This is a genomic window from Streptomyces sp. NPDC005931 (assembly GCF_042871235.1).
In the GTDB taxonomy this organism is placed as follows: domain Bacteria; phylum Actinomycetota; class Actinomycetes; order Streptomycetales; family Streptomycetaceae; genus Streptomyces.
This window is the reverse complement of the sequence record NZ_JBIAIG010000003.1, coordinates 531,556-545,958: the sequence shown is the minus strand read 5'-3', so window position 1 is coordinate 545,958 and position 14,403 is coordinate 531,556. Positions and strand designations below refer to the sequence as shown.

The following is a 14,403-nucleotide window of genomic DNA, read 5'->3' as shown; positions in this document are numbered from 1 at the left end:
CCACCGCGCGGGTCCGGCCCGCGGCTCACTCCTGCGGTGTGGTCTCCTCCCGGACCACCTGCTGGGCGACCCGGAACGCGCTGCTCGCGGCCGGGACGCCGCAGTACACGGCGGCCTGGAGCAGCACTTCCCCGATCTCGTGCGGGGTGAGGCCGTTGCGCAGGGCGGCGCGGACGTGGGAGGCGAGGTCCTCCAGGTGGCCGCCGGCGACCAGGGCGGTGAGGGTGACGCAGCTGCGGGTGCGCCGGTCCAGGCCGGGGCGGTCCCAGACCTCCCCCCAGGCGTAGCGGGTGACGAACTCCTGGAAGTCGCCCAAGAAGTCGTCGGTCCGGGCGAGCACCGCGTCGACGTGCGCGTCACCCAGCACCTCGCGGCGGACCTTGATCCCGGCGTCGTACGGGTCCGGCCGGCCCTGGGCCTGGGCCTGGGGCGGCACGACGGCCGGTGCGATCTCGGCGACGGGCGTGGGCTGCGGCGGGGCCGCGGCCGGGGCGGGGCGGAGGGCGGCGGGCACGGCGGTCTGCCCGGTGGCGGCCTCGAAGCCGGGCTGCCAGGCGGTGGAGAAGTGCCGGACCAGCAGGTCGGTGACGGCGGCCGGCTGCTCCACGGGCACCAGGTGGGAGGCGCCGGGGACGACGGCGAGCCGCGCGTCCGGGATCCCGGCGACCAGGGTACGGGCCTCGGCGGGCCCGGTGACCTGGTCCTCCGAGCCGACCAGCACCAGCGTGGGCACGCCGACCAGGCCCAGCTCGGCCCGCACGTCGAAGGAGGCCAGCGCCTCGCAGGCGGAGATGTAGCACCCCGGGTCGGTGGTGCGCACCATCTGCACGGCCCACTCGGTGATCGCGGGCTGCGCCGCGGCGAACCCGCCGGTGAACCAGCGGTCGGGCGCCGTGCGCGCGATCGGGTCGAGCCCGTTCGTACGGACGACGACGCCACGCTGGCGGAACTCGTCCGCCGTGCCGAAGCGGGGCGAGGCGGCGATCAGCGCGAGGGAGGCCAAGCGCTCGGGGTGGCGCAGCGCCAGTTCGATGCCGAGGGCACCGCCGAGCGCGCAGCCCGCATAGCCGAATCGCTGCACGCCGAGGCCCTCGAGGGTGGCGAGCAGCCGCGCGGTGAGATCGGCGACCGAACCCGCCGGGTACGCGGGGGCGCCTCCGTGGCCCGGCAGATCGAACCGGAACACCCGCCATTGTTTGGTCAGTTCCGGCACCTGGCGGTCCCACATGTGCCATGTGGTGCCCAAGGACGGTCCCAAGATCAGCACGGGGAGGTGGTCTGGCCCGTCAAAGCGGTATTGCAGCGATTCGATCTTGGCTTCGGTCACGGGTTCACACCTTCATCTGTCACGATCTGTCACACGCCCCCCGCGAGACCTCCCCGCGCCTCCTCTGCTGGAAGCGGGTCTGCCACGTCCGGCTTCACGTACCACTTCTTGGTCGTCTTCACGTCGGTGTGCCCGGCCCACATGGCGAGCAGGTGATCCGGCACCCCGGTGTTGGCCAGGTACGTGGGGCAACACGCCCGAGCATCGTACAGACGGACCCTGCGGAGGCCGTTTTCGTCCATGGTCTCGTTGCCGACCGTTCAGCACGGCCCCGAGTTCATCCACGAGCGCATGGCCCGCCCTCTCGAACCCCTCGCCCGCTGACAGGCGTTCCTTCGCCTGCTGCGCCCTCAACGCATTCAGCGCCTCACGCACGCACGAGCCCCGCCCGGTGGTACGCGTTCGCCCGCCATGCTCCTGGTGTCCTTCTCTACCACCGTGCAGGGCGAGCACGGACGCGGCCTCGTGCTCGTGGAGGCGCCGGCCGCTTCGGGGACACCGCCGTCTGTCTGCCCGGCGAAGGAAGCTGCCTCGGGGCCCTCTCAGCGCACTTGCTGCCGAGCGCCGAGGACACCCGAGTCTCGACTACTGTGAGTGACCAGTGCCGAGGGCCCGTCGGGAGGCAGCGAACGCCGGAAACACGACAGGGTGCACGAGATCTCCTCCAGCACCGGGCGAACGGTTCGGCCCCGGAAGGTGGTACCGCTTTCACCCCTCCCTGTCCCCGGTCGCCGACGTGACCCGATCGTGCCGAGTCACCCACTGCTGATGTCGTTCCGTCGGGGCAAAGGAGATCGCACAGGCAATGGATCACCCTGTCCCCTCTCCGGGTACCGTCAGGGTATGAGTCATCCGCACCCCGAGCTGAAAGCCGCCCCGCCCCTTCCCGAAGGAGGGCTGCGGGTCGTCGCCCTGGGCGGCCTGGGCGAGATCGGCCGCAACATGACCGTCTTCGAGCATGCGGGCAAGCTGCTCATCGTCGACTGCGGCGTGCTGTTCCCCGAGGAGACCCAGCCCGGCGTGGACGTGATCCTGCCGGACTTCACCTCGATCCGGGACCGGCTGGACGACATCGTGGCCGTGGTACTCACCCACGGCCACGAGGATCACATCGGGGGCGTGCCGTACCTGCTGCGCGAACGGTCCGACATTCCCCTCGTCGGCTCCAAGCTGACGCTGGCGTTCCTGGAGGCCAAGCTCAAGGAACACGGCATCCGGCCGCGCACGGTGCGGGTACGGGAGGGCGACCGGCGCGGCTTCGGGCCCTTCGACTGCGAGTTCGTGGCGGTCAACCACTCCATCCCCGACAGCCTCGCGGTCGCGATCCGCACTCGGGCCGGGATGGTGCTGCACACCGGCGACTTCAAGATGGACCAGTTCCCTCTCGACGACCGCATCACCGATCTGCGCGCCTTCGCCCGCCTCGGCGAGGAGGGCGTGGACCTGTTCCTCACCGACTCCACCAACGCCGAGGTCCCCGGCTTCACCACCTCCGAACGCGAGCTGAACCCGGCGATCGAGCAGGTGATGCGCACCGCGCCGCGCCGGGTCATCGTCTCCAGCTTCGCCAGTCATGTGCACCGCATCCAGCAGGTCCTGGACGCCGCCCACCAGCACGGCCGCAAGGTCGCCTTCGTCGGCCGGTCGATGGTCCGCAACATGGGCATCGCCCGTGACCTGGGCTACCTGAAGGTCCCGTCCGGTCTGATCGTCAGCACGAAGGAGCTGGAGAAGCTCCCGGACCACAAGGTCACTCTGGTGTGCACCGGCTCCCAGGGCGAGCCGATGGCCGCGCTGTCACGGATGGCCAACCGCGACCACGTGATCCGCATCGGCAAGGGCGACACCGTCCTGCTCGCCAGCTCCCTCATCCCCGGCAACGAGAACGCCATTTACCGGGTGATCAACGGACTCACCCGGTGGGGCGCCCACGTGGTCCACAAGGGCAACGCCAAGGTGCACGTCTCGGGGCACGCCAGCGCCGGCGAACTCGTCTACTGCTACAACATCGTCAAACCCCGCAACGTCATGCCCGTGCACGGCGAATGGCGCCACCTGCGGGCCAACGGCGACCTCGCCATCCGTACAGGCGTCGACCCCGACCGGGTCGTCATCGCCGAGGACGGCATCGTCGTCGACCTCGTCGACGGGCGCGCATCCATCACCGGCAAGGTCCCCGCCGGCAACGTCTACGTGGACGGCATGGAAGTCGGCGGAGCCACCGAAGCGTCCCTCAAGGACCGCCTCACCCTCGCCGCCGAAGGCGTGGTCACGGTGGTGGCGATCGTCGACGCGGACACCGGCGCCCTCGCCGAGGCCCCCGACTTCCTGGCCCGCGGCTTCGTCCACGACGACACCACGTTCGAGCCGGTCATCCCCGTCATCGAGAAGACCCTGGCCACCGCAGCCGAGGAAGGCGTCGGGGACGCGCGCCAACTCGAACAACTCGTCGCCCGCGCCGTGGCGAACTGGGCGTTCCGCACCCACCGCCGCAAGCCCCTCATCATCCCCGTCATCATCGACGCCTGAGCCACAGCGCGGCAGCGCGGTCCCCCGTTCCGGTCGCGGCCCCGCCGGCGTCGAAGTCGGGCACCGGAGCCAATACGCCGAAGCAAGGGGCACATCCAGGTCGTGCTTGCTCTTACCCGCCGCCGCGTCGACGTCCTCTGGCCCTTCTGCGTCACGGATGCCTGCCTCTGCGGAGCACGTGGATGCCGGCTGCTGTGTCAGCCGGCACCCATGGACCGTGGACATCGGTTTTCACACAGTCAAGAGTGCAGCACGCCTGACACCGCCCCCGGCCTTGAGGAACTCGGTCAAGTCGACTCCGATGGGCTCACATCCTCGCCTCCGAAGGCCGTCCGAGAGCTACGGGGCGGTCTCCGGCAGGAGGACGTGAGGGCCATCGGACCAGGCGTCGGACGACGGCACACACGGAGCGCGCAGCGTCCAGCGGCTCCTGCATGCCTGCCACCATGCAGGCGAAGCCGGTGCCCTGCGACCCGGCCACCGCATCATTCCGAAGGAATGCGAAACTCGAACTCGGGACGGTCCCACGGCACGGCGGGCGGGTTCGCGAGCGCGGTCCCGGTCCGCACGGCACCGACGCGGCGGTAGAAGCCCTCGGCGGGAAGATGCGACACGACCCTGACACGGTCGAGCCCGGCGGCACGGGCCTCGGACTGCATGTGCGCGACGAGCAGTAGTCCAATACCCCGTCCTTGGACTTCGTCGGCGACGAACAGCAGGTCGAGCTCCGGTGGAGCGAGGACCAGCGAGTAGAACCCGAGGACCCGGCCTCCATCCTCGTCGGCACCGACGGCTACGAAGGCGCGGTGGGCCTCGATGTAATCGGGCCCGACCCGGTAGCCCGCGACTGCGGCTGCGTACTTACCCTCATAGGCGCCTGAGCCCCGCACGAGCCGCGTGAGCCGTTTGGCATCCCGCGCGACGGCCCTCCGTATCGTGATCGGCCGGCTGATCCGGGACGTGCGTGAACTCATCGGGAGAGTATGTCGCACCGGGAAGTCGGACGGATGATCGGCTGCGATCGCAAACCGGTCGCCCGAGAAGGCGTCTCAGAGGCACGGACTGCATCCGAGCCGGCCGCATCGTGCGTGCGAGCGCAGTAGATCTCACGCCGAAGCCGCGCCGGAGCGCTCCGGTACGGCTTCGGCGTCTCACGACTCCGTGCGGAGGTCCCGTCGGATCGATTCTGGCGGTGCCTCGCCGTATCACCGCTGTCACGCGGGATCACGAACTGGCGCCCTCCCGGACCAGGAGCCCTGGCCTGTGAGCTCATGCCGGCCCTGGACTGGCCCGACGCCCCTGGACGACCCCTGCAACCTGTGCCGTGATCCGACCGTGGAACGCGGGTGGGAGGGCTGCACATCGCTTGAGGACCGCGTCGATCACCGTGTCGGCTCTGGGCTCACACTCCAGGCGGTCCAGCAGTTGCAGGACCCGGCTCCGCCGCCTTCGGGGGCGGCGGCGTGGCGCAGTACTTATGGTCGGCCGGGTCCGCACCTGCGCAGACGGGACCGGCGGCCGTCTGCGGTGGACCGTGGTCACCCACTCGGCCGGATCACCGCGCGCACGCAGCCGTCGTTCTTCTCCTTGAACATCTCGTAGGCCCGCGGCGCCTCGTCCAGGGGCACGGTATGGGTCGCCAGGTGGGTCGTGCTCAGCTCTCCGGCCGCCAGCCGGTCCAGCAGCATCGGGATGTAGCGCTGGCCGTGCTGTTGCGCCCCGCGCACGGTCAGGCCCTTGTTGATCACCGCGCCCAGGGGGAACTTGTCGACCGCCCCGGCGAAGACGCCGAGGACGAACACCGTGCCGCCCTTACGGCAGGCGTGGATGGCCTGTCGTACGGCGGTGGGGCGGTCCGTCTGGAGCCGGAGCTGCTGCTTGACCTGGTCGTAGAGATGGACGGGGCTGTCGCTGTGGGCTTCCATGCCGACCGCCTCGATGCACACGTCGGGGCCTCGCCCGCCGGTTCGCTCGCGCAGTTCCGCCCCGACGTCGGTGCTCGTGTAGTCGATGACCTCACTTCCGACGTGCCGCTCGGTCATCTCCAGTCGCTCGGGAATCCGGTCGATGGAGATCACGCGTTCCGCGCCCAGCAGGATGGCAGCGCGCGCCGCCATCTGCCCCACGGCCCCGCAGCCCCATACGGCCACCACGTCACCCGGCTTGACGCCCGCCAGGTCCGCGCCCATCCACCCCGTGGGAACCGAATCGGAGACGAACAGGGCGCTGGTGTCGTCGACGCCGTCGGGCACGGGGAAGGCCCCGTGATCGGCGAAGGGGACGCGTACGTACTCGGCGTGGCTGCCGCGCAGTCCGCCCATGGCGTGCGAGTAGCCGAAGATTCCGCCGGTGTCGGCGCCGAAGAGGGCCTGGCCGATGCCGGGATTGGTGTTGGTGTTGTCGCACAGCGACCACAGGTCGTGGGTGCAGTACCAGCAGCGTCCGCAGCCGACGAACGAGCAGACCACCACCCGGTCCCCGACCTTGTGCCGACGTACCCCGGCGCCGACCTCGACGACCTCCCCCAGGAACTCGTGACCAATGACGTCCCCGGACCGCATGAAGGGGATGTAGCCACCGATGAGATGGAGATCCGACCCGCAGGTGGTCCCGGCGATGAGCCGCACGATCACGTCCTGGTCGTTGCGCAGGACGGGATCCGGCACCTGTTCCACGGCGAGCTTGTTGACGCCTTCCCAGCACAGCGCCTTCACAGCACTCCCTCCCCGCCCGCGCGGCGGCCCAGCAGCCCCACCAGCTTCCCGCCAGGGGTGTCGTGCGTGGTGGGCGGGGTGTCGGGCAACAGGACCTCGCCCGCTTCCAGCAGCGCCTTCGCTTCACGCAGGGAACGGCGCAGATCCTGACGCGGATCCTGACCTGTGAGCCGTGCGGGCACGGACGAGGCGCCCGACGGAACGTCCTTCAGGCGCACGGCCACTTCGGTGCCCCGGTCACCGGGTGCGGGTCGGATCCGCGTCTCGATCCGGTCGCCGTACTCCTGCAGCGGCGTCGGCAGCTTGTCGGCCTGGATGTCGGCAGGTGAACGGTTGATCGTCACCGTGAGCCAGCGGTCCGCGGCAGCCGTGTCCGCCGGACGTGCCGTGGAGCGCCGCAGGGCGACGACGGCGCCCGCGGTGAGTCCCGCGGCGCCTGCCCACAGTGTTTTCCGGAGGGTCATGGACGGTCACATCCTCGAGTGATCGGGTACGACGAGCGAGCGGCGCCCCGGGCGGTCATGACGGTGCAGAAGGCAGCAGAGGTGCACGTGGTCATGGGGCCTTCTCTCTCGGAACGCGTCGCGGTGCGCGGCGAGTACCCCGTCTCGGCTGTGCCCTCTCACCGGCGTCCGATGCTCACGTCGTGCCGGTCAGCCGACCCGTGTCCGCGTCCCGGACGAGCGCGACGCCGAGCCGTTCAGGCGCGGGCCGTTGTGTCCCACTCCGTTCCGATCCGATCAGCCGTCCTTGCCCATCGCCTTGCGGACCGCGTCACGAGTCCGGTCGATCACGGACGCCACGGGTCCGACGGCGACATTCTCCGCCGCCGTCTCGACTCCCGGATGCGGGTGGGTGGGCGCCACGGCCTCGGCAGCGCGCACGGCTGCAGCCATCATGGCCAGCTGCTGCGCTCCGGCCTTCTCCCGCAACCCGGGGAACTCGTACTGTTCCTCCGACGCCGCGTGCTGCAGCACGTCCGCGCGCAGTTCCCGCAGGGCCGGCATGAATCCGGGATCGTCGGGGCTCATGTCGTCGAGTCGGCTCAGCTTCTCCTTCGCGCCCCTCTCCTCCTCGAGACGGTCGTCGACCACCTGGTCACCGTCCTGCAGGAGACGGCGGGCCGAGGGGTGGACCACTTCCTCCTCGGCGGTCTCGTGGACGGCCAGGAGACGGACGAGCCTGCGGAATGCCTCCGCCCGGTCGTCGGCAGTGGCGTTCTCGACCTCGGCGAAGAGATCACGGATGTGGTGGTGCTGCTGTGTCAGCAGTGCCACGACGTCTTCGTTCTCGCCGGTGTCGTCGAGGTGGGGCATGGCGTCGGTCAAGAGATCCTCCCTCGGGTGCGATGCCGAAGCGGCGTCGGCCCGCGAGCAGCGGGCATCTCGGCTTCGTCAAGGTTCTCCCTGGTGACGGGCGGCCGCGACCGCGTGGGGCCGAACGGCGCAGGTGACTGCGCAGGGCGGGCAGCCCGATCCCGGCCTCGTCCTGCTGCCGCGCGCCTCACCGCATCACGGCCGGCCGCGGGGGGACCCGGCCCGGATCCGAGGGAGAACCGGGCGTCAAGGGGCTATCGCGATGTTCGAGCAGGTCGGCTGCAGACGCTGTGCCTGCCCGAGCCGAGCGGCAGGTGAAAACCGGTGTGTCACACCGCGTCGGGGTACCCGCCACCGGACAGTGGCGGCAGCCGCCGGGACGGATGGGCGTTGCGGCAGGTCTGCGCGGAGGAGAGATCCATGCCCGAGACGATCAAAGAGCAGACGGTCGAGCAACTGGGCGGCCCGAGCAGCGTGCTGGCCCGGCAACGCCGCGATCACGCCGAGATGGACAGGTTGATGGACCGGTATCAGACCCTGGCGGACGGAGAGGACCGCGAACGGGTTTTGCAGGAGACCGTCCAGCTGGTCTTCAGCCATGCCTTCGCCGAGGAGACGGTGCTGTGGCCGGCCGTCCGGCACTCGGTCGAGGGTGGGCACGAATTGACCCTGCGGGTGGAGGAGGAACACCAGCAGATCAACGACCTTGTCGCTGACATCGAACGCCTGGGCCCGGGTTCTTCCGAGCGTGAGGAGAAGGTCGGGCGGGCCTTCGCGCTGATACGGCAGGACATCCGCGACGAAGAGGACCTCGTACTGCCCCGGCTGCAGGAAGCGCTGCCCGCCGCGCAGCTGCGCCGGCTCGGCACGGCATGGGACACGGTGCGACGCAGCGCGCCCACCCACCCCCACCCCGTCATCCCGCGGCGCCCGCCCGGCAACGCGGTCCTGGGTGTGCCGCTCGGTCTCTACGACCGGATGCGCGACGCCTTCGGCCTGAGCACGCCCATGGCTGCCGCCCAGAAGGTGTTCGTCGGGCTCGCCGGGGCCCTGGTACTGGTCGCGGCCGTCGCGAAGCGCCGCAAACGATGTTGAACCGACCGGGGCGGGAGTGCCGAGGGCACCAGGGCAAGGCCGTCGCCGTCGGCCTGCATGCCGACCGCGGATCGCGCGTGACGGGGCGACACGATCGGGACACTCCGCGCACCGGCGCCCACCGGGGCGCCGACCGCCGTGACCGGTGGGTGAAGGTGGTCGTGCCGGGTACTCGCCAGACATGATCAAGCGCGCGTTGTGGCAGGGACTGCTCGCCGGTACTGCCGGAGGCGTCGTGATGACCCTCGGCGAGAAGGTCGAGCAGGCGATCACCGGCCGGCCCAACTCCCATGTGCCCGCGCGCGTCCTGCAGCGGCTGACCGGTCTGCCCGAACGACCCGGCCCGCAGCCGCTGGCGGTCAACTGGGGCATGCACTACGGCCAGGCCGCCCTCCTCGGTGTGCTGAGGTCGGTCATGGCGCAGGCCGGACTGCGCGGACCGGTCGCCTCCGCCAAGTTCGCCGTCGTCCGCCTCACCAACGACCAGATCCTGGAGAACGCGACCGGCGTCGGCGCCCCACCGCAGACCTGGCCCCGCAAGGAAATCGCTGTGGACCTGCTGCACAGGGCCGTCTACGCCTTCGCCACGGGAGCCGTCGCCGACGCCCTGGCCGCCCGCGGCGGCCCGGGCCCCGGACAGCGCCACGCCGCCGCCCGCCCCGGCCACCACGCCCACGTCGGGCCCCTGCCCCGCAGGCATGCCTACGGGGCGTGATCCGATCCGCGCGCCGGGGGAGCCCATGCCCGCGATCCTGCCGTCGAGGTACACGCGCGGGCACCGCGTGACGGCGCGATTTCGGCTGGTGGCTGTCAGGACTGGGAGTCGGGCCGCGGGACGCACGGTCTGGAGGGACCGAGCCGTACGTTCCTGACTCCTTCCGAGAAGTGCACCAAGGGCTCACCGAGGGGGGATTCGCAGAGGCCCGCCGCGGCGGTCAGCGTCTCCTCCAGTACATCGACGTCGGCGTCGGCCAGCGGCCACGGCTCGTGCTCGACGGGTGTCTCCCAGAGCAGACCGAGCCTGCGGGTGTACGCCCGCCAGCGCGAGGTCAGCCACACGTCCCGCTCCGTCGGTTCGATCGGGTCGCCGGGCCGGACGACCAGGCGGTAGGAGGCGTCGCGGATCCATCGGGAACCGGAGTACGAGACGGTGTCCCCGTCCGCGGACACGCGGAGGGTGCCCGGGTTGTACGGTGCGCCGATGACCCGGGCCGCCGTCATCGGGGGGAAGGCGACCTCGATGGAGAGGAACCAGAGCCCGTCCCGGCCGTCACGGTGCCGTACGTACGTGCGCAAGTTGGTCTCGGCGAACGTCGGCAGGCCGGGCAGCGAGGCGGGCACGCCGGGTGGTCGCACGTCCGCCATGACGAAGGGGGTAAGCCCCACCCAGGCGGCCCCCTCGTACTCGTCCACGACCAGTCCCCTGGGCAGGAGCGCCTGGACCGCCTCGGGTCGGAACGGCCAGTGGACGAACGTCTGCGTCAGCCAGCCGGCCCGCAGCGCCGGCAGGCGCACCCGCTGCTCCGCTCCGTATGCCACCACGCGCGCCGGGTCCCCGGCGCGCGATCGAAGGAAACCCGCGGGTTGGCACGGCGGCACACGTCGGCCCGTTCATGACGAGTGCCGGGACATGGGGCGTCCGGGCGGACGCCTCCCCGGGCTCAGGGAAGGTAGTAGGTCTGCCGCAGGAACGCCGCCGTGTCCCGCAGGGCCTGGGTGTAGCCCGCCTTGTAGCGGGCGTCCGTGTCGGTACGCCGGCTTTCGGCCTGCGCCCACTGGTCGAGGTGCAGGGCGATCTCGAGGTGGTTGCGGTACAGCGTGCCGTGTTCGCCGTCGAGGGCCGCTCGTGCCCGCTCCTCGTCCCAGTCCTCGAGCTCTTCGGTGTCGAAATCCAGTAGCTCATCAGGCCGCTGCACGGTTTCCTCCTTCGTTTCCCTCAGGCCGGGGACGAGCGGCCCGGTCGTCCCCGTCGAGTACCCCCCACCGGATCCCAGTCGCGTCTGATGACCTGCTGACGGGGAGCCGCTGCCGGAGTCGATCCGGCCCGGTCGGCCGTTTGCGGTATGCGCAGGCGGGGGACCCGGCTGCGCATGACCACGACGCCACGCCGTCGCATGCGACAGAACCGGGTCCTGTGGCTGCTGGACCGCCTGGAACGAGACGCCCGGGCCGATGCGGTGATAGACGCGATCGGCCGAGGTGTGCGTGCCCTGCCGCTCGGTCGCGGCCGGGACGCGCTGCACGGAAGGTGGCTGGGCCACCCCTTGCATCCGCTGATGGTGCAGGTGCCGATCGGCAGCTGGCTGTCCGCGGCCCTGCTCGATCTACGGCCCGGACGTTCCCGTGAAACTGAAGTGCTCATCGGCGTCGGCCTCACCGCCGCCGCCCCCGCGGCCCTGGCAGGCTGGGTCGACTGGGCGGAACTGCACCGCCAGCAACAACGCGTGGGCCTGGTGCACGCCCTGAGCAACGTGACCGCCGTCGCGCTGCACGCCACGTCACTCACCTGCCGTCTCAGGGGACGCCACGCGGCCGGCCGGGCCTACGGCCTGCTGGGACTGGCGGCGGTCGGCGTCGGCGGCCTGCTGGGCGGCCACCTCGCCTACCGCCAGGCATCCGGCGCCAACCACGCCGAAGAGGTACCGCACGTGGTCACGGAGGGCTGGCACCGGATCGGCCCAGTGGGCGAGTTCCCGGCCGGCCGTCCCGTGCGGCGCCGTGTGGACGACGTGCCGGTCCTGGTGGTGCGCGAGATCGGCGGCACCGTCCACGCGCTGGCCGACCGGTGCAGCCACCTCGCCGGCCCGCTGTCCGAGGGCACGATCGACGACGGATGCGTCCAGTGCCCCTGGCACGGCAGCGTCTTCCGACTCTCCGACGGCTGGAACGTACGCGGCCCCGCCACCGCTCCCCAGCCCGCCTTCGACACGCGCATCACCGACGGGCACGTCGAGATACGCCTCCGCCAGGGCGCCCGGGGGAAGCACGCGGACGACAGCGGAGCGGTACAGCACGCGCCGTGACGCCTCGCACACGCATCCCCGCACTCCCGATGTGACCTTCCTCGCATCACACGGTGGGGACGTCCCCAGGTGGCTTTTCGGTACCGAATCCTCCTATGGTCGTGCAGCGTGATTTCAGGCCAGGTCCGTCGCGGCCACCGCACGGGAGCGTTGCTGCTGGCAACGGTCGTCGCGGTGGTGCTCGCCGTATGTGCGATGCACGCCCTGACATCACATCAGCAGATCCACGGCGGGCAGGCCGCCTCGGCGCTCATCGACGCAGGGAACACGCCTCGGCACGCTCACTCCGACGTCGCCCCCGGGAACACCACCAGGACACTGGACAACCCCGGCGATCCTCCCTGCGACCACCGTGGAGCCGGAGAGATCTGCCTGGCCCTGCTGTGCATCGTCGCCGCCCGGCTCGCGCTCGCCCTCAGACGCGGGGTCTCCGACCGCGTCCTGTACGTGCTCCGCCGATGGGCGGCACCCGCGCACCGCTGGATCAGCCGCATCGGCGACCCGCCCTGCCTGCACCGGCTTTCGGTCCTGCGCTGCTGAGAGCCGCACCAGCCGAACGCCGCACCACTGGTGCCGGCGCGGCTTCTGCCTGCTCCCACACCCAAGATCCGAAGGGCCTAACCCGCGTGACCACCGTTCTCGAGCCCGAGCGCCGCCGGACTCCCGCCTCAAAGCATCGCCGCCCCGCCTTCGACAAGAAGTCGCTCCCGGCTCGCTACAGCGGCCAGATGCTCTACTTCATGGGCGCCGCCCTCATCGCCGGCGCCGTCGTCCACTACCCGATCGACCCGTCGCTGTACACGATCATCTGTGTCGTCGGCGCCTTCGTGTTCCTGCTCGGCACCATCGTCAACGAATTCGTCCTGGCCGACGAGCGGCCGGCGCTGAGCCAGGCGGTCTCGCTGGTCACGTTCTCCCTGCTGCTGTCCTTCGGCGTCGGCCTGGTCGGCGGCGGCATCCAGCACTTCGAGCAGTTCCCCGAGCGCAGCGCCTGGATGACGCCCATCGGCCTGGTCATGTCGTACGTCGCGTTCGTCGCCAAGGACTCCAAGGGCCGCTGGCGGCACCTTGTCAGCCCGTTCGCGGTCGGCGTCGTCGTCGTCTCGGCCCTCACCTGGCTGGGCATGACCACCCTAGCGAGCACCATCGGCTCCGATGGCCACAGCCACGACCACGGCCCCGCGGCTGAGACCCCTGCGGAGCCGGAGCAGGCTCCCGCAGACCCGGACCGGACTCCCGGGGAGCAGGGCCAGCCGGACGAGGCACCCGCCGGCCCGGCAGACGACGGCCATACGTCCCACAGCCACTGATCCGGGGCGGGCCGACACCTCCTAGCAGTTCTCCGCGGGCCACGCGTGACGCCGCTGGGCTCGTGGTTTCGTTCAGGGGAGCGGCGCCAGCCGTCGGTGGGGGGGCTGCTGTGCCGTTGCGGGCGGGCGGCTCGGTGAGACGTTCCTCCCGCCCGTTCTCCTCGCTGGTGGCCTTCTTAGGCTCACTGCGGCGGTACAGCCGTTGCGGCCGCATCGGATACGGCGAATTCCGGGATGGGCGGGGGCTTCGGAGTCCTGGTGAGGACGGCAGCCGCCGACGGCCCGGGTCCACCACCGGCTGATCGCGTCGTCCGGTCGGCCCGCCCAGCGGTGGGGCGAGCGCACGCGCTCGTAGAAAGCGCAGCTCTCCGCCGCTCGCGGGACGCGCGAGGGGCCCCGGCAGGCCGGGCATCGGGCAGGTCCGCGGCGGCGGGTGGCTCACAGACGCAGTGTGCGGCGCATGGCGCCCGTGAGTTCGGTGAACTGCGCCTCGGCGTGGGCGGGGTCGGTGCGGGCGGCGTCGGTGACGCAGCCGCGTACGTGGTCGTCGAGCAGGTTGAGGGCGACTTCCTGCAGGGCCCGCAGTCTGCTCACGGCGCGACTGTCCGTCGTGATCCTGGGCGCGCTGATCGCCACGGCAGCCTCCGCGGCCGTCACGGCCGTGCTCTTCGACGCCCGCCAGTGGGGCCTCTACCTCGCCGCCAACGCCCTGACGGGGCTCACCTACGGCCTCGTCGGCGTGCTGATCGGCTCGCTCTTCGGCCGGGTCGGTGGGGTGTTCGTCGCCTTCCTGGTGCCGTTCCTCGACCTCGGTACCGAGCAGAGCCCGATGCTCAACTCCCAGGTGTCCGGCCCGGCGCACGCCCTGCCGGGCTACGGCGCCTCCCGGGTGATGTACGACGCCGCGCTCACCGCCTCCTTCGACGAGACCGGCCCGCTGCTCATCGCCCTGGTCTGGCTCACCGGCCTCGCCCTCGCCGTCGGCCTGCTGTTCCGCCGTGCCCTGCGCCCCGCCGCGGCCTGAGGCTCCGGGGGATCAGCACCGTCGTGCGGCGGCGGCACGCACAGCAGGGGCGAACGACGACCTCG

15 protein-coding genes are annotated in these 14,403 nt (G+C 71.1%); 7 read left to right on the top strand and 8 right to left on the bottom strand.

Annotation, left to right across the window (positions count from 1 at the left end; genetic code table 11):
* Positions 1 to 25: 25 nt before the first annotated feature.
* A complete protein-coding gene (locus ACFYOV_RS09980) occupies positions 26 to 1,327 on the bottom strand; it encodes an alpha/beta fold hydrolase (RefSeq protein WP_389085141.1) in 1,302 nt (433 codons plus the stop codon).
* Between the two features lie 843 nt (positions 1,328 to 2,170).
* On the opposite strand from ACFYOV_RS09980, the gene ACFYOV_RS09975 reads away from it, so the two are divergent.
* Positions 2,171 to 3,856, top strand: a complete 1,686-nt coding sequence (locus ACFYOV_RS09975) for a ribonuclease J (protein WP_389085139.1) — start codon at positions 2,171 to 2,173, stop codon at positions 3,854 to 3,856.
* A gap of 485 nt (positions 3,857 to 4,341) precedes the next feature.
* Here ACFYOV_RS09975 and ACFYOV_RS09970 read toward each other — a convergent pair whose 3' ends face one another.
* From ACFYOV_RS09970 to ACFYOV_RS09955, 4 genes are all read right to left on the bottom strand, one after another.
* Positions 4,342 to 4,830 carry a GNAT family N-acetyltransferase gene (locus ACFYOV_RS09970; protein ID WP_389085137.1) on the bottom strand — a complete coding sequence of 163 codons (489 nt, stop codon included), beginning with the start codon at positions 4,828 to 4,830 and terminating at the stop codon, positions 4,342 to 4,344.
* Positions 4,831 to 5,394: 564 nt separating this feature from the next.
* Positions 5,395 to 6,570 (bottom strand): zinc-dependent alcohol dehydrogenase, encoded by a 1,176-nt coding sequence (locus tag ACFYOV_RS09965; RefSeq protein ID WP_389085135.1) that lies wholly within the window; start codon positions 6,568 to 6,570, stop codon positions 5,395 to 5,397.
* Complete coding sequence (locus ACFYOV_RS09960; protein ID WP_389085132.1) at positions 6,567 to 7,034, bottom strand: hypothetical protein; 468 nt, start codon at positions 7,032 to 7,034, stop codon at positions 6,567 to 6,569. Before ACFYOV_RS09960 ends, ACFYOV_RS09965 begins: the two co-directional genes overlap by 4 nt.
* A gap of 276 nt (positions 7,035 to 7,310) precedes the next feature.
* Positions 7,311 to 7,886: a hemerythrin domain-containing protein gene (locus ACFYOV_RS09955; RefSeq protein ID WP_389085633.1), complete on the bottom strand. Its 576-nt coding sequence runs from the start codon at positions 7,884 to 7,886 to the stop codon at positions 7,311 to 7,313.
* A gap of 420 nt (positions 7,887 to 8,306) precedes the next feature.
* Here ACFYOV_RS09955 and ACFYOV_RS09950 point away from each other — a divergent pair, with 420 nt between their 5' ends.
* Both ACFYOV_RS09950 and ACFYOV_RS09945 read left to right on the top strand, forming a co-directional pair.
* Positions 8,307 to 8,981 (top strand): hemerythrin domain-containing protein, encoded by a 675-nt coding sequence (locus tag ACFYOV_RS09950; RefSeq protein ID WP_389085130.1) that lies wholly within the window; start codon positions 8,307 to 8,309, stop codon positions 8,979 to 8,981.
* A 181-nt stretch (positions 8,982 to 9,162) separates the two neighbouring features.
* Positions 9,163 to 9,696: a hypothetical protein gene (locus ACFYOV_RS09945; protein ID WP_389085128.1), complete on the top strand. Its 534-nt coding sequence runs from the start codon at positions 9,163 to 9,165 to the stop codon at positions 9,694 to 9,696.
* A 95-nt stretch (positions 9,697 to 9,791) separates the two neighbouring features.
* Here ACFYOV_RS09945 and ACFYOV_RS09940 read toward each other — a convergent pair whose 3' ends face one another.
* Together ACFYOV_RS09940 and ACFYOV_RS09935 are read right to left on the bottom strand one after the other, a co-directional pair.
* Positions 9,792 to 10,523 (bottom strand): YqjF family protein, encoded by a 732-nt coding sequence (locus ACFYOV_RS09940; RefSeq protein ID WP_389085126.1) that lies wholly within the window; start codon positions 10,521 to 10,523, stop codon positions 9,792 to 9,794.
* Between the two features lie 119 nt (positions 10,524 to 10,642).
* Positions 10,643 to 10,897 (bottom strand): hypothetical protein, encoded by a 255-nt coding sequence (locus ACFYOV_RS09935; RefSeq protein WP_389085123.1) that lies wholly within the window; start codon positions 10,895 to 10,897, stop codon positions 10,643 to 10,645.
* A gap of 198 nt (positions 10,898 to 11,095) precedes the next feature.
* Here ACFYOV_RS09935 and ACFYOV_RS09930 point away from each other — a divergent pair, with 198 nt between their 5' ends.
* From ACFYOV_RS09930 to ACFYOV_RS09920, 3 genes are all read left to right on the top strand, one after another.
* Positions 11,096 to 12,004 (top strand): Rieske 2Fe-2S domain-containing protein, encoded by a 909-nt coding sequence (locus ACFYOV_RS09930; protein WP_389085631.1) that lies wholly within the window; start codon positions 11,096 to 11,098, stop codon positions 12,002 to 12,004.
* A gap of 108 nt (positions 12,005 to 12,112) precedes the next feature.
* On the top strand, positions 12,113 to 12,544 hold the full coding sequence (locus ACFYOV_RS09925; RefSeq protein ID WP_389085121.1) for a hypothetical protein: 432 nt from the start codon (positions 12,113 to 12,115) through the stop codon (positions 12,542 to 12,544).
* A gap of 86 nt (positions 12,545 to 12,630) precedes the next feature.
* On the top strand, positions 12,631 to 13,314 hold the full coding sequence (locus ACFYOV_RS09920) for a hypothetical protein (protein ID WP_389085119.1): 684 nt from the start codon (positions 12,631 to 12,633) through the stop codon (positions 13,312 to 13,314).
* Between the two features lie 438 nt (positions 13,315 to 13,752).
* Here ACFYOV_RS09920 and ACFYOV_RS09915 read toward each other — a convergent pair whose 3' ends face one another.
* Positions 13,753 to 13,908: a hypothetical protein gene (locus tag ACFYOV_RS09915; RefSeq protein ID WP_389085116.1), complete on the bottom strand. Its 156-nt coding sequence runs from the start codon at positions 13,906 to 13,908 to the stop codon at positions 13,753 to 13,755.
* 16 nt (positions 13,909 to 13,924) lie between these two features.
* On the opposite strand from ACFYOV_RS09915, the gene ACFYOV_RS09910 reads away from it, so the two are divergent.
* A complete protein-coding gene (locus tag ACFYOV_RS09910) occupies positions 13,925 to 14,338 on the top strand; it encodes a hypothetical protein (protein WP_389085114.1) in 414 nt (137 codons plus the stop codon).
* Positions 14,339 to 14,403: the final 65 nt, after the last annotated feature.

Excerpts from the sequence above, each read along its gene's own strand:
- ACFYOV_RS09975 (WP_389085139.1), top strand. The coding sequence starts at position 2,171 with ATGAGTCATCCGCACCCCGAGCTGAAAGCCGCCCCGCCCCTTCCCGAA.
- ACFYOV_RS09970 (WP_389085137.1), bottom strand. The coding sequence starts at position 4,830 with ATGAGTTCACGCACGTCCCGGATCAGCCGGCCGATCACGATACGGAGG.
- ACFYOV_RS09960 (WP_389085132.1), bottom strand. The coding sequence starts at position 7,034 with ATGACCCTCCGGAAAACACTGTGGGCAGGCGCCGCGGGACTCACCGCG.
- ACFYOV_RS09955 (WP_389085633.1), bottom strand. The coding sequence starts at position 7,886 with ATGCCCCACCTCGACGACACCGGCGAGAACGAAGACGTCGTGGCACTG.
- ACFYOV_RS09950 (WP_389085130.1), top strand. The coding sequence starts at position 8,307 with ATGCCCGAGACGATCAAAGAGCAGACGGTCGAGCAACTGGGCGGCCCG.
- ACFYOV_RS09945 (WP_389085128.1), top strand. The coding sequence starts at position 9,163 with ATGATCAAGCGCGCGTTGTGGCAGGGACTGCTCGCCGGTACTGCCGGA.
- ACFYOV_RS09930 (WP_389085631.1), top strand. The coding sequence starts at position 11,096 with ATGCGACAGAACCGGGTCCTGTGGCTGCTGGACCGCCTGGAACGAGAC.